Source organism: Pseudomonas sp. USHLN015 (genome assembly GCF_037153275.1).
In the GTDB taxonomy this organism is placed as follows: domain Bacteria; phylum Pseudomonadota; class Gammaproteobacteria; order Pseudomonadales; family Pseudomonadaceae; genus Metapseudomonas; species Metapseudomonas tohonis.
Window position 1 is genome coordinate 388,132 of sequence record NZ_JBBCKP010000005.1, and the last position, 19,358, is coordinate 407,489.

Annotated in this window: 13 protein-coding genes; 8 read left to right on the forward strand and 5 right to left on the reverse strand. The window is 69.0% G+C overall.

What is annotated here, in order from left to right; genetic code table 11:
- Positions 1-17: 17 nt before the first annotated feature.
- Positions 18-1,274 carry an HD-GYP domain-containing protein gene (locus WFQ67_RS12855; RefSeq protein WP_337057074.1) on the reverse strand — a complete coding sequence of 419 codons (1,257 nt, stop codon included), beginning with the start codon at positions 1,272-1,274 and terminating at the stop codon, positions 18-20.
- Positions 1,275-1,513: 239 nt separating this feature from the next.
- Here WFQ67_RS12855 and atzF point away from each other — a divergent pair, with 239 nt between their 5' ends.
- Together atzF and WFQ67_RS12865 are read left to right on the forward strand one after the other, a co-directional pair.
- Positions 1,514-3,328, forward strand: a complete 1,815-nt coding sequence (gene atzF / locus WFQ67_RS12860; RefSeq protein WP_337057075.1) for an allophanate hydrolase — start codon at positions 1,514-1,516, stop codon at positions 3,326-3,328.
- The gene (locus WFQ67_RS12865) at positions 3,325-4,056 is read left to right on the forward strand and encodes a GntR family transcriptional regulator (protein WP_442969587.1); all 732 of its coding nucleotides are present in this window, start codon (positions 3,325-3,327) and stop codon (positions 4,054-4,056) included. Before atzF ends, WFQ67_RS12865 begins: the two co-directional genes overlap by 4 nt.
- On the opposite strand, the gene WFQ67_RS12870 is transcribed toward WFQ67_RS12865, so the two are convergent.
- The 4 genes from WFQ67_RS12870 to WFQ67_RS12885 form a co-directional block, all read right to left on the reverse strand.
- Positions 4,043-4,537, reverse strand: a complete 495-nt coding sequence (locus WFQ67_RS12870) for a DUF1543 domain-containing protein (protein WP_173179140.1) — start codon at positions 4,535-4,537, stop codon at positions 4,043-4,045. The genes WFQ67_RS12865 and WFQ67_RS12870 overlap by 14 nt on opposite strands.
- 115 nt (positions 4,538-4,652) lie before the next feature.
- Positions 4,653-8,024 carry a PAS domain-containing protein gene (locus WFQ67_RS12875; RefSeq protein WP_337057077.1) on the reverse strand — a complete coding sequence of 1,124 codons (3,372 nt, stop codon included), beginning with the start codon at positions 8,022-8,024 and terminating at the stop codon, positions 4,653-4,655.
- Positions 8,025-8,303: 279 nt separating this feature from the next.
- Positions 8,304-8,714 carry a PA2817 family protein gene (locus WFQ67_RS12880; RefSeq protein WP_213625274.1) on the reverse strand — a complete coding sequence of 137 codons (411 nt, stop codon included), beginning with the start codon at positions 8,712-8,714 and terminating at the stop codon, positions 8,304-8,306.
- 88 nt (positions 8,715-8,802) lie between these two features.
- A complete protein-coding gene (locus WFQ67_RS12885; RefSeq protein WP_337057078.1) occupies positions 8,803-11,250 on the reverse strand; it encodes an acyl-CoA dehydrogenase in 2,448 nt (815 codons plus the stop codon).
- 160 nt (positions 11,251-11,410) lie between these two features.
- Here WFQ67_RS12885 and WFQ67_RS12890 point away from each other — a divergent pair, with 160 nt between their 5' ends.
- From WFQ67_RS12890 to WFQ67_RS12915, 6 genes are all read left to right on the forward strand, one after another.
- Positions 11,411-12,079: a transglutaminase-like domain-containing protein gene (locus tag WFQ67_RS12890; protein WP_337057079.1), complete on the forward strand. Its 669-nt coding sequence runs from the start codon at positions 11,411-11,413 to the stop codon at positions 12,077-12,079.
- 191 nt (positions 12,080-12,270) lie between these two features.
- On the forward strand, positions 12,271-12,891 hold the full coding sequence (locus WFQ67_RS12895; RefSeq protein ID WP_271103230.1) for a glutathione S-transferase family protein: 621 nt from the start codon (positions 12,271-12,273) through the stop codon (positions 12,889-12,891).
- Between the two features lie 83 nt (positions 12,892-12,974).
- Positions 12,975-13,907, forward strand: a complete 933-nt coding sequence (locus WFQ67_RS12900; RefSeq protein WP_213625270.1) for an ABC transporter ATP-binding protein — start codon at positions 12,975-12,977, stop codon at positions 13,905-13,907.
- On the forward strand, positions 13,904-14,683 hold the full coding sequence (locus WFQ67_RS12905; RefSeq protein WP_213625269.1) for an ABC transporter permease: 780 nt from the start codon (positions 13,904-13,906) through the stop codon (positions 14,681-14,683). Before WFQ67_RS12900 ends, WFQ67_RS12905 begins: the two co-directional genes overlap by 4 nt.
- A gap of 307 nt (positions 14,684-14,990) precedes the next feature.
- Positions 14,991-16,010 carry an efflux RND transporter periplasmic adaptor subunit gene (locus tag WFQ67_RS12910; RefSeq protein WP_337057080.1) on the forward strand — a complete coding sequence of 340 codons (1,020 nt, stop codon included), beginning with the start codon at positions 14,991-14,993 and terminating at the stop codon, positions 16,008-16,010.
- Entirely contained in the window at positions 16,007-19,069 is a 3,063-nt protein-coding gene (locus WFQ67_RS12915; RefSeq protein WP_337057081.1) for an efflux RND transporter permease subunit, read from the forward strand. Before WFQ67_RS12910 ends, WFQ67_RS12915 begins: the two co-directional genes overlap by 4 nt.
- Positions 19,070-19,358: the final 289 nt, after the last annotated feature.

Below are 19,358 nucleotides of genomic sequence, written 5' to 3' on the forward strand. Positions count from 1 at the left end.
GGCGATCGCAGGGGTGTTCAGCCCCGGGTGCGCGGGTCCACGTAGTAGGTCACCTGCTGGCGCGGGTCGAGGTACTCCAGGGCCTCCGGCGGCACCTGGGCGGGGCGGACGCTGCGGGCGATGGCGATCGACGCTTCGTGCTCGAGGTTGACGATCAGCGCTTCCTCCTTCGGCACCTTGGGTTCGAAGAGGATCAGCGTCGGCTTCAGCGGTAGCGTCGGGTGCATGCCCAGCACCAGGCCGTAGCGATCGTCCTGCAGCTGCACCAGGCTGCCCGGCGGGTAGACGCCCATGCAGCGGATGAAGGCCTTGAGCATCACCTCGTCGAAGCGCTGGCGGTACTGCCCGTACATGCGCGACAGGGCCTCGTGGGGGCTGAGGCCGTCGCGCGGGTTGAGCGGGTTGCACAGGTTGTCGAAGTGGTTGGTGATGCACACCACCCGGCTCAGGCGGCCGATGCCGGCTTCGTGCAGTTGCCGGGGGTAGCCGCTGCCGTCGCAGTGCTCGTGGTGCTCGTGGATGATCCGCTGCACCTCGTCGTCGAGCATCAGTTGCTGGCTGCGGCGCAGGCCGAAGTCGGTGTGCATCTGCAGCAGTTGCTGCTCGGGGCGGGTCAGCGGCTCGGGCTTGAGCAGCACCTTGCTGGGCACGTCCATCTTGCCGATGTCGTGGAGCAGGGCGCCGAGGCCGAGGCTGTGGCAGGCCTCGCTGTCGTAGCCGAGCTGGCGGCCGAGCATCACCGACAGCACGGTGACGTTCAGCGAGTGGAAGTAGGCGTCCTCGGCGGGCTTGCCGTTGATGCTGTGCAGGGCCGCGCCATCTTCGCCGAGTACCGAGGCCACCAGGTCGCCGACCACCTGGCCGGCCTGCTTCAAGGCCTCTTCGGGCTGGCTGCGCAGGGTCTGGTTGAGCTGCTTCACCTGCTGGCTGGCGTGGATGAACTTGCGGTCCACCTCCGCCAGGCGCTTGCGCAGCTTGCTGAGCTTGACCACCCGCTCCTGGCGGGCGATGTCCTCGGGGCTGGGCGCGGGCACTTCGGGTTCCTGAGGGGCGGGCGGGGCCTCGGGTTCCAGGTCCAGGGGCTCGCAATCGCTGCGTGCCGGGTCGTAGCGCAGGCGCTTGAGGCCCAGCTCGCGCAGCGCCTTGATCTGCGCTTCATCCTTGATCTTGAAGTTGCTGAAGGTGAAATCGTGCTCCCACCAGCCCAGTTCGAGCTGGATGTAGAGGCCGACGCAAAGCTGGTCCGGCGTGATGTAGGAGGGGGCTGCGGTCATTCCGTTGCTCGGGTACTGGCTAAGTGATGGCAGTCTAGCGGTTTGCCTCCGCCGGGGCAGCCCCGTCGCACGTTCGGTGACGGGCACCAAAAACATGCAGGATTGCACCGAATTATGGCGCGGGCATGGCTCGATCCTTCCCTGTCTCGTTCGAACGGCCCGGTTTCATGGGGTTCAGCATAGTTGGTCCGCGGGTTGCAGGGCTGCCGCCACAACTTGGATACAAGATGGAGCGCCCGATGCAGACCCCCGACCGGCAACCCCAAGGCTGGACCCTCGATGACTGGCGCGATGCCTACGCCAGCGAGCGGATCACCCCGCAGATCCTCTTCGAATGGCTGCAGGGCCTGCGCGCTGACGATCCCGCCTGGATCGTGCTGGCCAGCGATGCACAGCTCGGTGATCGCCTGGCGACCCTGGAGGCGCAGCTGGTGGCCGTGGGCGGCGTCCGCAGCCGTCTGCCGCTTTACGGGGTGCCCTTCGCCATCAAGGACAACATCGATGCGGCCGGCTGGCGCACCAGCGCGGCCTGCCCCGAGTTCGCCTACCTGGCCGAAGAGGACGCCACCGTGGTCACGCGCCTGCAGGCGGCCGGCGCGGTGCTGGTGGGCAAGACCAACCTCGACCAGTTCGCCACCGGCCTGGTGGGCACCCGCTCGCCCTTCGGCGCGGTGCCCAACGCCTTCGATGCCGATTACGTCAGCGGCGGGTCCAGCTCCGGGTCCGCCTCGGTGGTGGCGCGCGGCCTGGTGGCGTTCTCCCTCGGTACCGACACCGCCGGTTCCGGCCGGGTGCCGGCCGGTTTCAACAATATCGTCGGCCTCAAGCCGACCAAGGGCTGGCTCTCCACCCACGGGCTGGTGCCGGCGTGCCGCACCCTGGACTGCATCTCGGTGTTCGCCCTGACGGTGGCGGACGCCGAATGCGTCGCCGAGATCGCCGGCGGCTTCGATGCGGCGGATGCCTATTCGCGGCGCAACCCCGGGCGCGCCCCGGTGGCCATCGGCGCCAGGCCGCGCCTGGCGGTGCCGCAGCAGTTGGAGTTCTTCGGCGATACCGCCAACCAGGCGGTGTTCGAGCGTGCCCTGGAGCACCTGGCCGGGCTCGGGGCGGAGCTGGTGCCCATCGACTTCACGCCCTTCCGCGAGCTGGCCGAGCAGCTCTACCAGGGGGCCTGGGTGGCCGAGCGCACCGTCGCGCTGGCGGGGATGCTGGAGCGCGCCCCGCAAGCGATCAACCCGGTGGTGCGCGGTATCGTCGCCAACGGCCTGGGCTACAGCGCCTGCGACGCCTACCGCGCGGAATACCGCCGCGCCGAACTGGCGCGGCGCATCGAGCAGGCCCTGGAGGGCTTCGATGCGCTGGTGGTGCCCACCTCGCCGACCCTGCGCACCCTGGCGCAGATGGAGGCGGAACCGGTGCTCTACAACAGCCAGTTCGGCACCTACACCAACTTCACCAACCTCGCCGACCTCAGCGCACTGGCGTTGCCGGCGGGGTTCCGCGACGACGGCCTGCCGGCCGGCATCACCCTGATCGCCCCGGCCTGGCACGACCGGGCCCTGGCGTCCCTGGGCAAGCGCTGGCAGGCGAGCCTCGGCCTGCCCCTGGGTGCCACCGGCCGCCCCCTGGCACCCGCCGCCGCGCCCACCCAGGCGCCCGGCAGCGTGCGCGTGGCGGTGGTGGGCGCGCACCTCACCGGCATGCCGCTGAATGCCCAGCTCACCACCCGCGATGCGGTGCTGGTGGAGCAGACCCTGACCGCACCGACCTACCGCCTCCACGCGCTGCCCGGCTCGGTGCCGCCCAAGCCGGGGCTGGCCCGCGCCGCCGAAGGCGCGTCGATCATCGTCGAGCTGTGGGACATCCCCCTGGCGCGCTTCGGCGAGTTCGTCGCCGAGATCCCGCCGCCGCTGGGCATCGGCAACCTGCAGCTGGAGGACGGGCGCTGGGTCAAGGGCTTCATCTGCGAGCCCTGGGCACTGGCCGATGCCGAGGACATCACCGCCTTCGGTGGCTGGCGCGCCTACATCGCCAGCCGTGCGCCGGCCTGAGGCGCGTGGAGGCTGCGCCAGGGCGTGCCGGTCGCCCGCAAAGCCTGGTGGACGGCATCTACCAGCGGCTCAAGGAGGACATCTCCGAATTCCGCCTGCTGCCCGGCGACCGCTTCAGCGAAGGCGAGGTGGCCGGGCGCATGGCGGCCAGCCGTACTCCGGTGCGCCAGGCCCTGTACCGGCTCGAGCGCGAGGGCTACCTGGAGGTGCATTTCCGCAGCGGCTGGCAGGTCAGGCCCTTCGACTTCGAGCGCTTCGAGGCGCTCTACGATCTGCGCATCGTCCTCGAGCTGGCTGCGGTGGAGCGCCTGTGCCGGCGTGCCGGCGAGCGGCCGGGCCCGTTGTCCGGGCTCTGCCGCACCTGGCAGGTGGAGGAGGGCGAGCGCCTGGTCGATGGCCGTGCGGTGGCGGAGCTCGACGAGGCCTTCCACTGCCAGTTGGTGGCCGCCGCCGGCAATGCCGAGATGGCCCGCGTGCACCGCGAGCTGAGCGAGCGCATCCGCATCGTCCGGCGCCTGGATTTCACCCAGGCGCAGCGGGTGGCGGCGACCTACGAGGAGCACGGGCACATCCTCGCCGCCATGCTCGACGGGTGTTGTGCGCAGGCGCAGCAGCTACTGCGCGAGCACGTGGAGCGGAGCAAGGCACAGGTGCGTGGCATCACCCAGCAGCGCCTGTGGGCGGCCCGCCAGCGCGAGGCGGCGGGGGCGCCGGTCAGGACAGGATGACGTAGTCGCTGCGCTGGGTGATGCCCCGGTGCTCGCCCTCGACCAGCTGCACGTAGCGGCCGTCCACCTGGTCGATGGGGATGCAGTCGTCGACGTCCAGCAGGGCGTCGGTGTGGGGCTTGTCCCAGTTCGCCAGCATGCGTCGCTTGCCCTTCTCCTTGGCTTCGGCCTTGTCCCGTGCCACCACCAGGAGGTAGCGGTGGGCTTCGCCGAAGGCGCCGGGCTCGTAGCCGCCGAGGTTGATGAAGAACAGTCGCGGCGCACCGGCGGCGGGAGCGCAGGCCCCCAGGCTGACGCGGTAGCCGTCGACGCCTTCGATGGCCATCCAGGAGTCGATGTGCAGGCCGGCGGGGCTGCCGAACCATTCCTGGCGCAATTGCGGGTGGGTTTCTTCGATGGTGTCGGCGAAGGCGAACACCACGTCATGGACTTCGATCTTGGCCCGGGGGTGTTTGCCCCCGAGCATCACGACGAACAGCATTATCGGTCCTGGCAGGTCGGTCGGGCCCGGCATCCTGTGCCGGGCGGGGTCGCCATGTTAAGGCGCCGCCGCGTCCGGGTGGTAGCGCCGTCCGGCGCCTGGACGAAGGGTCGGCTCAGGCGCAGGGGGCGTTGCGGGTGGCCAGCCCGGCGACGGCGTCGGCGAGCTGCTGCTGGGTGAAGGGCTTGGACAGGCGCGGCAGGTCCAGGCGCACGCCGGCCGGCAGTTCGGCGTAGCCCGAGACCATCAGCACCGGCAGGCCGGGGCGTCGCGAGCGCACCTCCAGCGCCAGCTGTGCGCCGGTCATGTAGGGCATGGCGTGGTCGGTCACCAGCAGGTCGAAGGCCTCGCGCTCCAGCAGTTCCAGGGCCTCCTGAGCGGAGTGGGCGGTGAGCACGCGGTGGCCGAGGTCCTCGAGCATCTCGGCGGTATTGGTCAGCACCAGGTCGTCATCGTCCACGGCGAGGATCGACAGGCCGGCGGTGGGCGAGTCATCGAGCGCTTCGCTGACCTCGGGCGACGGCCGCGACGCCTGCTCGTGCGGCCACTCCTGCGCCGGCAGCCAGATTTCCGCCGTGGTGCCGTGCCCGGGCGTGCTGCGCAGGCGCAGGACGCCGCCGGACTGCTCGGCGAAGCCGTGGACCATGGACAGGCCGAGGCCGGTGCCCTTGCCGATGCCCTTGGTGGTGAAGAAGGGCTCGGTGGCGCGCTTGAGGGTGGCCTCGTCCATGCCCTCGCCGTTGTCGGTCACGGCCAGGCACAGGTAGCGCCCGGGCGTGAGGCCGTCGCCCGGCGGCGCGGCTTCCTCGCGGGCGGCGATGGAGATGCGGCCCTGGCCGCCCATGGCATCGCGCGCGTTGACGGCGAGGTTGAGCAGGGCAGATTCCAGTTGGTTGGGGTCGGTCTCCACCGGTGGCAGTTGCAGCGGGAACAGGGTTTCCACGGCGATGGTGGAGCCCAGCGCGCTCTGCAGCAGGTCGGTCATGTCCTCCACCAGCTGGCGCAGGTCGATGCGCTCGCGGCGCAGCTCCTGGCGCCGGGCGAAGGCGAGCATGCGGGTGGTCAGCGAGGCGCCGCGCTCGGCGGCGGCGCGGGCGTTGTCCAGCAGGCGCAGCAGCGGGGCCTCGTGGGGCATGCGCCGGCGCAGCAGTTCCAGGCTGCCGAGCACCGCCATCAGCAGGTTGTTGAAGTCATGGGCGATGCCGCCGGTGAGGTTGCCGATGGCCTCCATCTTCTGCACCTGCTGCAGGGCCTGCTCGGCCTTGACCCGCGCGGTCTTCTCCACCGCCTCGGGGACCATGGCGACCACCTCGCCGGTGTCGCTGAGCACCGGGCGCAGGGAAAAGTCGAACAGCCGGGTGCCGCCGGGCAGCTCCAGGGCCATGCCGAGGTTGGCGGTGGCGCCGGTGGCGACCCGCTGCACCGTCGCGCGGATGGTTTCGGGCATGCCGGGGGTGCCGGAGAACCAGGGGGTTTCCCAGAAGGGCCGGCCGGCCACTTCCTCCAGGCTGGCGTCGATGCCGGCCAGGGCGGTGGCGTTGAAGTGCAGCACCTCGCCACTGGCGGCGATCAGCCCCTGGTAGAGGTGCGAGGTCTCGAAGATGGTGCGGATGCTGGCCTCGCTCTGGGCCAGGGCGGCGGTGCGCTCGTCCACCTTGGCTTCCAGTTCCGCGCGGAAGCGGCGCTCGCCGTCACGGGCCTCCATCTCCGAGCGCACCCGCTCGATGTGCGCCCAGGAGCGCTCGGTCACCTCGGTGAGCAGGGCCAGTTCCTTGTGCGTCCAGTTGCGCGGCACGCTGTCATGGATGGCCATCAGCGCGGTGAGGCGGCCGCCCTTGACCAGGGGCAGGCAGATGGTCGCCGCCAGGCCGATGGCCAGGAAGGTGGCGGCCTCCTCGGGGGGCAGCTGGCCGCGGTTGTCGTCCAGGACCAGCGGCAACCCGGCGCCGAGGCGTTGCACCGCCAGTTGGCCGAAATCGGAAAGGTGATAGTGGCCGACGATGCTCTGGCTGCCCGGGGCGGCCCAGTCGCCGCGGATGGTGAAGCCGTCGCCGTCGGGGTCCATGTCGGCGTAGGCGCAGACGGCCACGTCCAAGTGCTCGCCGAGCATGCGGGTGGTGATGGCGAGGATCTGGTCGGCATCGACGCTGCGGGAGGTTTCCTTGCCGAGGGCGTCGAGGAACAGCAGCCGCGCCTCGTTCTCGCGCAGGGCGTCCTCGGCCAGGTGGCGCCCGGTCATGTCGCTGGCGGCACCGAACCATTCGCTGATCTCGCCGTCGGCATCCAGCAAGGGCACGGCACGGGAGAAGGTCCAGCCCAGGCTGCCATCGAGCAGGTACACGCGGTGCTCCAGCTGGAAGATGCCTTTGGTGCGCACGGCCTGGTCGATGGCCGCGCGCACCCGGGGCTGGTCCTCGGCGGGGATGTAGTCCTGCAGCCAGTTGGCGGTGGGGCGGCGGAGGTCGGCGATCAGGCCCTTGCCGTCGAGGCGGCGCATCTCGGTCCAGTGCGGGTCCATGCGAAAGAGCATGTCGGAGGAGGCGTTGACCAGCGCGCGGAAGCGCTCCTCGCTCTTGCGCACGCGGGCCTCGGCGGCGGCGCGCTCGGTGATATCCTGGCCCTCGACGAAGATGGCGGTGACCCGGCCCTGGCCATCCACCACCGGCTGGTAGACGAAGTCGAGCACGCGCTCTTCCTCGGCGCCGCCGGGTTCGCGTTGCAGCATGACGTGCACGCCGGTTCCGACATAGGCCTTGCCGCTGGTGCGGACCTGGTCGAGCAGCTCGATGAAGCCTTGTCGCTCCACCTCCGGCAGGGCCTCGCGCAGGGGGCGGCCGATCAGGTCGCGGTCGCCCACCAGGCGGCGGTAGACGGGGTTGGCCAGCTCGAACACGTAGTCCGGCCCGGCGAGCAGCGCCATCAGCCCCGGCGCCTGTTCGAACAGGCTCTGCAGGCGGCTGCGTTCGGCGCGCATGTGCTGTTCGGCGCGGACCCGCTCGGTGGTCTCGACGACGATGGCGATCACCCCGGCGGGGCGGCCGCTCTCGTCCAGCACGGGCGAGTAGTCGAGGTTCATCCACACCGATTCGGGGCGGCCGTTGCGGTGCAGGGTGAGCTCCTGGTCCTTGTAGGCGAGGGTGCCGCCGGCCAGGCCGACCTTCATGACGTTGTCGTTGAAGTCGGCGACCTCCGGCCAGCCCTTGCGCACCTCCGAGCCCAGCAGTTGCGGGTGGCGGCCACCGGCGAACACCGAGTAGGCGTCGTTGTAGATCATGGTGCCGGCCTCGCCCCAGAGCAGGACGATGGGCACCGGCGAGAGCAGTAGCATGCCGGTGACGGTCTTCAGGCTCTGCGGCCAGCCTTCGATGGGCCCCAGGGGCGTGGCGGCCCAGTCGTGGGCATTGATCAGGCGGCCCAGCTCACCGCTGCCGGGCAGGAAGTAGGGGGTCGGGGCGCCGTCGGGACGGCGGGTCGCATCATCGGTCATCGGCTGGCGGGTCCGGAGCACGGGGGTGGCGGCTGGGGAGCGGGCCCATGGGGCCTAGCGTTTCGGCAGCATGGCGGCGGGAAAGTTGCGCCCCGAGCCACGGATTCACTCGCCGCACGCAGGCGGGTGGCGGTACAGGCCGGGCCCGGTGGGACGCCGTTCGGGCGATGACGGTGCCTGCATGGTGGCGGGCATTGCGGTGGGGCGCGGCCCGGACTTAGGTCCGGGACGGCCGGCGGCTCCAGTCCCGTGCCGGGCACGGGCCATGGGCGCGAGGGATCAGTGCTTGCCGCTTTCGTCGGGCAGGGCGAGGAATTGCTTTTCCTGGTTCCAGTCGAAGGGCTCGTCGTTCTCCTCGGCTTCGAAGCGGCGCTCGTCGAGGCGCTGGAACAGGGCGATCTCTTCGTCGGGCATGAAGTGCAGGCAATCGCCGCCGAAGAACCACAGCAGGTCGCGGGGGACCAGGTGGGCGATCTGCGGGTAGCGGTGGAAGACCTGGGCGATCAGGTCCTGGCCCAGGTAGAGGCTGGATTCCGGGTCGCGCGGCAGTTCGCTCATCAGCTCGTCGAAGCGCTCGACGAACAGGGCGTGGTTCTCTTCGGGAACCTGCTCGGCTTCGCCCAGGGCGACCAGGATGCCGCGCAGGTGGGCGAGCAGGGCGAGGTGGTGGTCGAGGTAGGGATTGGCCATGGCGTGCGTCCTGGGGCGGAATGAAAACGGGCGCGGAGTATAAGTCCCTCCGCGCCCGCTGTCCCGCCCGCCTGGCCGGGTGGTGGCCCTAGCGGACCCGGCCCTCGGTCGGCAGCAGCTCGTCCTTGGCGTAGTCGTCGACGTCGATCACCTTGCGCCGTGCGGCCTCGGCGGCGCGCAGGCGCTGGGCCTCACTGGCGTCGACGACCCCGGCGGCCAGGGCGGCGTCGATCAGGCTTTCACCGGCAGCGGGTTTCACCTGGCCGTCCTTGACCGCCTTGTGCAGCTTCTTCTGCAGCGGCTGCACGGCGGCCAGGGCGTCGACGGCGTGCTGCAGCGCGCCGACCGGGTCGTCCTCGGCCTGCGGGCGGAAGCAGCCGGCGAGCAGGTTCTCCAGCGCCGGGTCGCCCCGGTCGCGGCCGATGATGGCTGCGATCTCCGCGTCCAGTTCATCCGAGGGCCCCTTGTGGCGACGGCCGAAGGGGAACACCAGCACGCCGAGCAGGCAACCGAAGACACGGCTGGGGAAATTGGCCAGCAGGCCGGCGAGGGCGTCCTCGGCCTTGCCCAGGCTTTCCTCCAGGGCCCAGCGCAGCAGCGGGCGCAGGTGCTCGGGGCTGTCCAGGTCGTGGTAGCGCTTGAGCGCGGCGGAGGCCAGGTAGAGGTGGCTGAGCACGTCGCCCAGACGCGCGGAGAGGCGCTCGCGGCGTTTCAGCTCGCCGCCCAGCAGCATCATGCTGAAGTCGGCGAGCAGGGCGAAGGCCGCCGAGAGGCGGTTGAGGCTGCGGAAGTAGCCCTGGGCCAGGCGATCGCCCGGGGCGCTGCCCAGGTGGCCGAAGGTCAGGCCCAGCAGCAGGGTGCTGGCGGCGTTGCTGACGGCGAAGCCGATGTGCCGCATCAGCAGGTCGTCGAACTCTTCCAGGGCACGGTCGTGGTCCTCGCGACCGGCCAGGGCCATCTCCTTGAGCACGAACGGATGGCAGCGGATGGCGCCCTGGCCGAAGATCATCAGGTTGCGCGAGAGGATGTTGGCGCCTTCCACGGTGATGAAGATCGGCGCGCCCTGCCAGGAGCGGCCCAGGTAGTTGTTCGGGCCCATGATGATGCCCTTGCCGCCGTGCACGTCCATGGCGTGGCCGATGCACTCGCGGCCGCGCTCGGTCAGGTGGTACTTGAGGATGGCCGAGAGCACCGAGGGCTTCTCGCCCAGGTCCACCGCGTTGGCGGTGAGCATGCGCGCGGCATCCATCAGCCAGGCGTTGCCGCCGATGCGCGCCATGGCTTCCTGGATGCCTTCGAAGGCCGACAGCGGCACGTTGAACTGCTCGCGCACGCGGGTGTACTGGCCGGTGACCAGGCTGGTGTACTTGGCGGCGCCGGTGCCCACCGCCGGCAGGGAGATGGAGCGGCCGACGGAGAGACAGTTCATCAGCATCATCCAGCCCTTGCCGAGCATGGGCTGGCCGCCGATCAGGTAATCCAGCGGCACGAACACGTCCTTGCCGGAGTTGGGGCCGTTCATGAAGGCGGCGCCCAGGGGCAGGTGGCGACGGCCGATCTCGACGCCGGGTGTGTCGGTGGGCACCAGCGCCAGGCTGATGCCCAGGTCTTCCTCGTCACCCAGCAGGTGCTCGGGGTCGTAGGCCTTGAAGGCCAGGCCGAGCAGGGTGGCCACCGGGCCGAGGGTGATGTAGCGCTTCTCCCAGGTCAGGCGCAGGCCGATGACTTCCTCGCCCTGCCACTGGCCCTTGCAGACGATGCCGACATCGGGCATGGCGCCGGCATCGGAGCCGGCCAGCGGGCCGGTGAGGGCGAAGCAGGGGATGTCCTCGCCACGGGCCAGGCGCGGCAGGTAGTGCTGGCGCTGCTCGTCGGTGCCGTAGTGCAGCAGCAGCTCGGCCGGGCCGAGGGAGTTGGGCACCATCACGGTGGAGGCGAGGTCGCCGCTGCGGGTGGCCAGCTTCATGGCCACCTGGGAGTGGGCGTAGGCAGAGAAGCCCTTGCCGCCGTATTCCTTGGGAATGATCAGGGCGAAGAAGCCGTTGGCCTTGATGTGTTCCCAGGCCTCGGGGGGCAGGTCCATGCGCTGGCCGATGTCCCAGTCGCTGACCATGGCGCAGAGCTCTTCGGTGGGGCCGTCGATGAAGGCCTGCTCCTCGGCGGTGAGCGCCGGGCGCGGGTAGTCGAGCAGCTTGTTCCAGTCGGGGCGGCCGCTGAACAGCTCGCCATCCCACCACACGGTGCCGGCCTCGATGGCGTCGCGCTCGGTTTCCGACATGGGCGGCAGCACGCGCTGGAACCAGGAGAACAGCGGGGCGGTGATCAGCTTGCGGCGCATTTCAGGGAAGGCCAGGGGCAGGGCGACCGCCAGCCACAGCACCCAGAGGATCGCCAGCAGCCAGCCCGGCGAGTGGCTGAACACCCCCATGGCCAGGAGATACAGGGCCACCGCGCCCAGGGCGGGCAGGGGAGCGGTGCGGCGGTGCGCCAGCCAGGCGACCCCGAGAACCAGAACGAGCAACCAGACGAACACCATGCGTGATCCTCCTTGATGACGGTGCGGCACAGGCGCGACCGTCACGAGCGTAGACGTCGCCGTGAAAGCTGGCGACATGGGCAGTCAGCTTGGCCGGATCGTCGTTGGGCGGGCACCGGGGCAGCCCCTAGACTGGGGCGGTTCACCCTGGAGAGATGCCATGCAGCCCTACCTGCGATCCGGTCGCTTCGTTGATAGTGACCACCCCCTGGTGGTTGAGTTCGCCTCGCAAAACCGCGGCGCGAGCGCGCAGCCGCGTGACCAGGCGGTCAGCCTGTACTACGCCGTGCGCGATGCCATCCGCTACAACCCCTACGCCTTCAGCCGCGACCCCGGCTCGCTCAAGGCGAGCACCGCGCTGGCGGCGGGTGAGTCCTATTGCGTGCCCAAGGCCATCCTACTCGCGGCCTGCGCGCGGCATTGCGGGATCCCCGCGCGCATCGGCCTGGCGGACGTGCGCAACCACCTGGCCACCCCGCGCCTGCTGCAGTTGCTCCGGAGCAAGGTGTTCGCCATGCACGGCTACACCGAGCTCTACCTGGACGGGCGCTGGGTCAAGGCGACGCCGGCCTTCAACCTGGAGCTGTGCCGGTTGTTCGACGTCGCGCCGCTGGAGTTCGACGGGGCCAGCGACAGCGTCTTCCACCCCTTCAACCGCCAGGGCGAGCGCTACATGGAATACCTCGCCGACCACGGCCAGTTCGAGGACCTGCCGGAGGCGCTGTTCTTCGGCCACCTGGCGAAGGTCTACCCGCACCTGTTCGAGCCCGGTGCGGCGTTCATGAGCGGTGACCTGCACAGCGAGGCGGCTGCCGTAAAGACACCGTAGGTCGGCGCCGGGCGCAGCGAGGCCCAACGCATCGTGGCCCGGTCCCGCCGCGTCGGGCTTCACCCCAAGCACGCCTTTGTCCATCCGCCACCCCGCTCGGGTCGATATGCGTTATCAACGCAAATCCTTGGCCAAGGAGGGGGGGATTGCCTCTAGAATCGACGCCTCGTGAAACGACAGGACAATTACAGATGCTGAAGATCTGGGGCCGCAAGAATTCGTCCAACGTGAGAAAGGCGCTCTGGGCCGCCGAGGAGGCCGGTGTCGCCTTCGAGGCGATCGATGCCGGGGGCGCCTTCGGGCTGGTCAACGATCCCGAGTACCGCGCGAAGAACCCCAATGGCCTGGTGCCGCTGGTGGAGGATGGCGATCTGGTGCTCTGGGAGTCCAACGCCATCGTCCGCTACCTGGCCGCGCGCTACGCTGCGGGCGATCTCTATCCCGAGGACCCGGCGCTGCGCGCCCAGGGCGACAAGTGGATGGACTGGACCACATCGGCCTTCGCCCCGGTCTTCCGCGACCTGTTCTGGGGCACCCTGCGTACGCCGCCGGCGGAGCGCGACCCGGCCAGGATCGCCGCCGCCCTGGCCCGTTGCAGCGAGCTGCTGGCGATGCCCGAACGGGCGCTGGCCGCACAGCCGTTCCTCTCCGGCGAGCGTTTCGCCATGGGCGACATCCCCCTGGGCAGCTTCATCTACGCCTGGTTCGAGATGCCCATCGAGCGCCCCGAGCTGCCGGCCCTGGAGGCCTGGTACGCGCGGCTCAAGGAACGCCCGGCCTACCGCAAGGCGGTGATGACCGCGCTGACCTGATGCTAGGCTCAACCCATCAAGCGGCTTGATGGTTGCGTTCGCAGCCATCAAGGCCAATTTCAATCTCTTCTGAAAGGCACGTCATGACATCTGCTCTGTCCATCCGGCAGCTGACCAAGACCTACGGCAACGGCTTCCAGGCCCTCAAGGGCATCGACCTGGAAGTGGCCGAAGGCGACTTCTTCGCCCTGCTGGGCCCCAACGGCGCCGGCAAGTCCACCACCATCGGCATCCTCTCCACCCTGGTGAACAAGACCAGCGGCACGGTGAGCGTGTTCGGCAACGACCTGGACACCTCGCCCTACGCGCTCAAGCGCTGCCTCGGCGTGGTGCCCCAGGAGTTCAACTTCAACCAGTTCGAGAAGGTCTTCGACATCGTCGTGACCCAGGCCGGCTACTACGGCATCCCGGCGAAGGTCGCCAAGGAGCGCGCCGAGCAGTACCTCACCCAGCTGGGCCTGTGGGAGAAGCGCGATTCCGCCTCCCGCGAGCTGTCCGGCGGCATGAAGCGCCGCCTGATGATCGCCCGTGCGCTGATCCACGAGCCGCGCCTGCTGATCCTCGACGAGCCCACCGCCGGCGTCGACATCGAGCTGCGCCGCTCGATGTGGAGCTTCCTCACCGAGCTCAACGCCAAGGGCATCACCATCATCCTCACCACCCACTACCTCGAGGAAGCCGAGCAGCTGTGCCGCAACATCGGCATCATCGACCACGGCACCATCGTCGAGAACACCAGCATGAAGGCGCTGCTGAAGAAGCTGCACGTGGAGACCTTCCTGCTCGACCTCAAGGATTCGCTGGCCAGCGTGCCCCAGCTCAACGGCTACCCGGCGCGCCTGGTGGACCACCACACCCTGGAGGTGCAGGTGGACAAGAGCCAGGGCATCACCGAGCTGTTCCGCCAGCTGTCGGCGCTGCACATCGACGTGCTCAGCCTGCGCAACAAGACCAACCGCCTGGAGGAACTGTTCGTGTCCCTGGTCGAGAAGAACCTGTCGAAGGTGGCCGTATGAGTTCCGAACTGCGCGCCAACCTGGTCGCCCTCAACACCATCGTCTACCGCGAAGTCCGTCGCTTCACCCGCATCTGGCCGCAGACCCTGCTGCCCCCGGGCATCACCATGGCGCTGTACTTCGTCATCTTCGGCAACCTGATCGGCCGGCAGATCGGCGACATGGGCGGCTTCAGCTACATGGAGTACATCGTGCCGGGGCTGATCATGATGTCGGTGATCACCAACTCGTACAGCAACGTGGTCTCCAGCTTCTTCGGCAGCAAGTTCCAGCGTTCGGTGGAAGAGCTGCTGGTGTCGCCGGTCTCGCCGCACACCATCCTCCTCGGCTACACCATCGGCGGCGTGCTGCGCGGCCTGGCGGTGGGGGTGATCGTGACCCTGCTGTCGCTGTTCTTCACCACGCTGCAGGTGCACCACCTGGGTGTGACCGTGCTGGTGGTGCTGCTGACCGCCACCACCTTCTCCCTGGGCGGCTTCATCAACGCGGTGTACGCACGCAACTTCGACGACATCTCCATCGTCCCGACCTTCGTGCTGACGCCGCTCACCTACCTGGGCGGGGTGTTCTACTCCATCAGCCTGCTGCCGCCGTTCTGGCAGACGGTGTCCCTGGCCAACCCCATCCTGCACATGGTCAACGCCTTCCGTTACGGCATCCTCGGCGTCTCCGACATCAACATCGGCATCGCCATCGGCCTGATGACCCTGACCACGGTGATCCTCTATATCGCCTGCATCCGCCTGCTGGTGAGCGGGCGCGGCATGCGCCAGTAAGCACGGCGCACCTCGCAGGAGCGAGCCCCGCGCGCGAAGGCTGATCGCCGGCACGCGGGCGGAGCTGGGCACGACGCGGTACCGGGCGCCATCTTCGTGGGAGCGAATTCATTCGCGAAAAAGGCCCCTTGCGGGGCATCGCGGTTGAAACCGCTCCCACGCCGCCTTGCCCGCCTGCGAAATGCATCCGTTCCGATACAAAGCGTCACAGACTGCCTCTATCTTTACGTGCCCCTGACAAAAGTCCGCCGATACTCCCGGTAGACTTTTTCATTTCCGACAAGAACGACTCGAAAAGAGGCTGTTGATGATCGCTCGTCGCCGCGCCTGGCCGTTGCTGCTGTGTGGATTGCTCACCTGTCCGGCCTTCGCCGCCAACCCGCCGCTGGTGGAGGTGGCCGAGCCCCAGCGCACGCTGGTGCGGGACGAGCTGGTGACCTTCGGCTCGCTGCGCTCCGACGAGTCGGTGACCATCCGCCCGGAGATCGAAGGGCGCCTGGCCAGCCTGCATTTCAAGGAAGGGCAGCACGTGAAGGGCGGTGATCTGCTGGTCAGCCTCGATGACGCCATCGCCCGCGCCGAGCTGGACCAGGCCCGCGCCAACCTGGAGCTGGCGGAGAAGAGCTACCAGCGCGCGCAGATGCTCTTCAAGCGCGGCGCCAGCAACGCCCAGGCCCAGGACGAGGCGCAGTCCCAGCAGCAGGCCGCCCGCGCCAGCCTGGCCCTGGCCCAGGCGCGCCTCGACAAGACCCAGATCCGCGCGCCCTACGACGGCTTCCTCGGCCTGCGCCAGGTGAGCACCGGCGACTACCTCAGCCCCGGCCAGGACATCGTCAACCTGGAGGTGCTCGACCCGCTCAAGGTGGATTTCCGCGTGCCGCAGAAGGCCGTGTCCCAGGTGCACCTCGGCCAGGCCGTGGAGATCAGCGTCGACGCCTACCTGGGCGAGCGCTTCCGTGGCCGCATCATCGCCCTCAACCCGCGCCTGGACGAAGTCGGCCGCAGCCAGGCCATCCGCGCGCAGATCGGCAACGCCGACCACCGCCTCAAGCCCGGCCAGTTCGTCAGGGTCTCGGTGATCCTCGAAGAGCGTCCCGACGCGCTGCTGATTCCCGAGGAGGCGGTGATCCCGGTCGGCCAGCAACTGTTCGTCGCCATCGTCGTCGACGGCAAGGTGGAGCGCCGGCAGATCCGCATCGGCCAGCGCCAGCGCGGCAAGGCCGAGGTGCGCGAGGGCCTGCAGGGCAACGAGCAGGTGATCACCGCGGGCTGGCAGAAGGCCGGGCCCGGGCAGGAGGTGCGTACCGTCGCGCGGGGTGAGCTATGACCCTGTCCGACCTGTGCATCCGCCGCCCGGTATTCGCCACCGTCCTCTCCCTGGTGGTGGTGCTGCTCGGGCTGATGGCCTACCAGCGCCTGACGGTGCGCGAGTACCCGAACATCGACGTACCCATCGTCACCGTCAACGTCATCTACCCCGGCGCCAGCCCGGAGATCATGGAGTCCCAGGTGGCGCAGCCCATCGAGGACGTGCTCTCCGGCATCGAGGGGCTGGACTTCGTGTCTTCCATCAGCCGCTCGGAGAACACCCAGATCACCGCGCAGTTCCGCCTCGGCACCGACGCCGACGAGGCGGCCAACGACGTGCGTGACCGCCTGGGCCGGGTGCGCGGCCTGCTGCCCACCGAGATCGACGAGCCGGTGGTGCAGAAGGTCGAGGCCGACGCCCAGCCGGTGGTGTGGATCGCCTTCTACAGCGAGCGGCACTCGGCGATGGAGATCACCGACGTGCTGGAACGCGTGGTCCAGGACCGCCTGCAGACCATCCCCGGCGTCTCCGAGGTGCAGATACGCGGCGCGCGCACCTACGCCATGCGCATCTGGCTGGACCCGGAGAAGCTCGCCGCCCACGACCTCACCGTGCAGGACGTGGAGGACGCCCTGCGCCGGCAGAACGTGGAGATCCCTGCCGGGCGCATCGAGTCGGTGCAGCGCGAGTTCAGCGTGCTGTCGGAAACCGACCTGAAGACCCCCGAGGAATTCAACGACCTGATCATCGACGACCGCCGTGGCTACCTGCTGCGCCTGTCCGATGTAGGCCACGCCGAGATCGGCGCCGCCGACGAGCGCTCGCTGGTGCGCTTCAACGGCCGCCCGGCGGTGTCCCTGGGCCTGGTGCGCCAGGCCACGGCCAACCCGCTGGAGATTTCCGACGGTCTCAACGCCGCATTGCCCGAAGTGCGCGAGCTGCTGCCCGAGGGCATGCAGATGGCCATCGCCAACGACAACTCGCTGTTCATCCGCGAGTCCATCTCCAACGTCTACGCCACCATCTGGGAAGCCGTTGTGCTGGTGGTGCTGATCATCTTCCTGTTCCTGCGCTCGCTGCGGGCGACGCTGATCCCGCTGGTGACCATCCCGGTGTCGCTGATCGGCGCCTGTGCGCTGATGGCGCTGATGGGGTTCACCATCAACACCCTCACGCTGCTGGCGATGGTCCTGGCCATCGGCCTGGTGGTGGACGACGCCATCGTGGTGCTGGAGAACATCCACCGGCACATCGAGGCGGGCCTGTCGCCGGTGCAGGCGGCGTTCAAGGGCAGCCGCGAGATCGCCTTCGCGGTGATCGCCATGACCCTGACGCTGGCGGCCGTCTACGCGCCCATCGGTTTCATGCAGGGCACCTCGGGCAAGCTCTTCACCGAGTTCTCATGGACCCTGGCCGGCGCGGTGCTGGTCTCCGGCTTCGTCGCCCTGACGCTGTCGCCGATGATGTGCGGCCAACTGCTCAAGGCGCACCGGCCCGGGGAGCGCCATGGGCGCCTGTACAACTTGGTCGAAGGCTTCCTCGACGGCCTCACCTACAGCTACCGCCACCTGCTGGAGCGGGTGCTGCGCGCCTGGGTGCTGATCGCCGTGTTCCTGGTCGGCGTGTTGCTGCTGTGCGCCTGGATGTTCTCCGGCCTGCGCAGCGAGCTGGCGCCCACCGAGGACACCGGCACCATAGTCGGCACCCTCAACGGCCCGGACGGCGCCACCCTGCAGTACACCAGCCGCTACGCGAAGATGCTCGAGGACGCCTACAAGTCCATCCCCGAGACCAACCGCTACATGGTGGTGGTGGGCTTCCCCACCGTGGCCCAGGGCCTGTCGTTCATGAAGCTGGAGGATTGGGACAAGCGCAGCCGCAGCCAGTTCGAGATCCGCGACGAGCTCCTGCCCAAGCTGCAGGACATCCCCGGCGTGCGTGCCTTCCCGGTCAACCGACCGCCGCTGGGGCAGAGCGCACGCAACCAGCCGGTGAACTTCGTCATCCGCTCGTCCCTGGAATACGCCGAGCTGCAGCAGTACGTGGACACCCTGCTGGCGCGCATCCGCGACTACCCGGGGCTGGAGAGCATCGACACCGACCTCAAGCTCAACACCCCGCAGCTCAAGGTCACGGTCAACCGCGAGCAGGCCACCGCCGTGGGCACCGATGTCGCCACCATCGGCCGCAGCCTGGAAAGCCTGTTCGGCAGCCGCCAGGTGACCCGCTTCAAGCAGAACGGCGAGCAGTACGACGTGCTGGTGCAGCTGGCCAACGTCGACCGCAGCAACCCCGACGACCTCAACCGCGTGTACGTGCGCGGCCGCGACGACAGCATGGTGCAGCTCTCCAACCTCATCGAGGTGAAGGAGACGGTATCGCCGCGCGAGCTCAACCACTTCAACCAGCTGCGCGCGGTGACCCTCAGCGCCAACGTCGGCAGCGGCTACACCCTGGGCGAGGCGCTGACCCACCTGGAGCGCGTGGCCCGCGAGGTGATGCCGCCGGAGACCCAGTTCGACTACACCGGCACCTCCCGCGATTTCAAGGAATCCAGCGCCGGGGTGGCGCTGACCTTCGCCCTGGCCCTGGTGTTCATCTACCTGGTGCTGGCGGCGCAGTTCGAGAGCTTCGTCGACCCGCTGATCATCCTCTTCAGCGTGCCGCTTTCCATCGCCGGCGCCTTGCTCGCCCTGGAGCTGTTCGGCGGCACCCTGAACATCTATTCCCAGGTGGGGATGGTCACGCTCATCGGGCTGATCACCAAGCACGGCATCCTCATCGTCGAGTTCGCCAACCAGCTGCTGCGCGAAGGCCGCAGCCTGGACGAGGCGGTGATGGAAGCCTCGGTGCAGCGCCTGCGGCCGATCCTCATGACCACCGGCGCCATGGTCCTCGGCTCGCTGCCCCTGGCGATCGCCACCGGCGCTGGCGCCGAGAGCCGCCAGCAGATCGGCATGGTGATCGTCGGCGGCCTGCTGGTGGGCACCTTCTTCACCCTGTTCGTGGTGCCGACGCTCTACCGCAAGCTGCGCCACTGGCGGCCGATGCGCCTGGAGGAGCCGGCGCTGGCGTGATGCCTGGCAGGCTTCAGGGGCGAACGCATGCGCCCGCCCTTGCCGTTGCACCGACTATCAAGGGGCGTAGGGTGGAGGTCGCTTTTTACCTCCACCAGGCGGAGTCGGGATCAGCACGCGCTCATGCCCTGAGCCGTAGCCGAGGGGGAGCACCCCGGGCTGAAGCCCGGGCTACGGGGCACGGGGTTCGCGAGCAGAGCTCGCTCCTACGGGGGGAGGGTGCAGGAGCGAATTCATTTGCCCGCTCCTGTTGTGGGAGCGGATTCATCCGCGATGAGGCCCGTGCGGG

Bases quoted from the DNA above. Each gene is read 5' to 3' on its own strand.
- WFQ67_RS12890 (WP_337057079.1), top strand. From the start codon at position 11,411: ATGCAGCCCTACCTGCGATCCGGTCGCTTCGTTGATAGTGACCACCCC.
- WFQ67_RS12870 (WP_173179140.1), bottom strand. From the start codon at position 4,537: ATGCTGTTCGTCGTGATGCTCGGGGGCAAACACCCCCGGGCCAAGATC.
- WFQ67_RS12910 (WP_337057080.1), top strand. From the start codon at position 14,991: ATGATCGCTCGTCGCCGCGCCTGGCCGTTGCTGCTGTGTGGATTGCTC.
- WFQ67_RS12880 (WP_213625274.1), bottom strand. From the start codon at position 8,714: ATGGCCAATCCCTACCTCGACCACCACCTCGCCCTGCTCGCCCACCTG.
- WFQ67_RS12900 (WP_213625270.1), top strand. From the start codon at position 12,975: ATGACATCTGCTCTGTCCATCCGGCAGCTGACCAAGACCTACGGCAAC.
- WFQ67_RS12895 (WP_271103230.1), top strand. From the start codon at position 12,271: ATGCTGAAGATCTGGGGCCGCAAGAATTCGTCCAACGTGAGAAAGGCG.
- WFQ67_RS12915 (WP_337057081.1), top strand. From the start codon at position 16,007: ATGACCCTGTCCGACCTGTGCATCCGCCGCCCGGTATTCGCCACCGTC.
- WFQ67_RS12905 (WP_213625269.1), top strand. From the start codon at position 13,904: ATGAGTTCCGAACTGCGCGCCAACCTGGTCGCCCTCAACACCATCGTC.
- atzF (WP_337057075.1), top strand. From the start codon at position 1,514: ATGCAGACCCCCGACCGGCAACCCCAAGGCTGGACCCTCGATGACTGG.
- WFQ67_RS12855 (WP_337057074.1), bottom strand. From the start codon at position 1,274: ATGACCGCAGCCCCCTCCTACATCACGCCGGACCAGCTTTGCGTCGGC.
- WFQ67_RS12875 (WP_337057077.1), bottom strand. From the start codon at position 8,024: ATGACCGATGATGCGACCCGCCGTCCCGACGGCGCCCCGACCCCCTAC.
- WFQ67_RS12885 (WP_337057078.1), bottom strand. From the start codon at position 11,250: ATGGTGTTCGTCTGGTTGCTCGTTCTGGTTCTCGGGGTCGCCTGGCTG.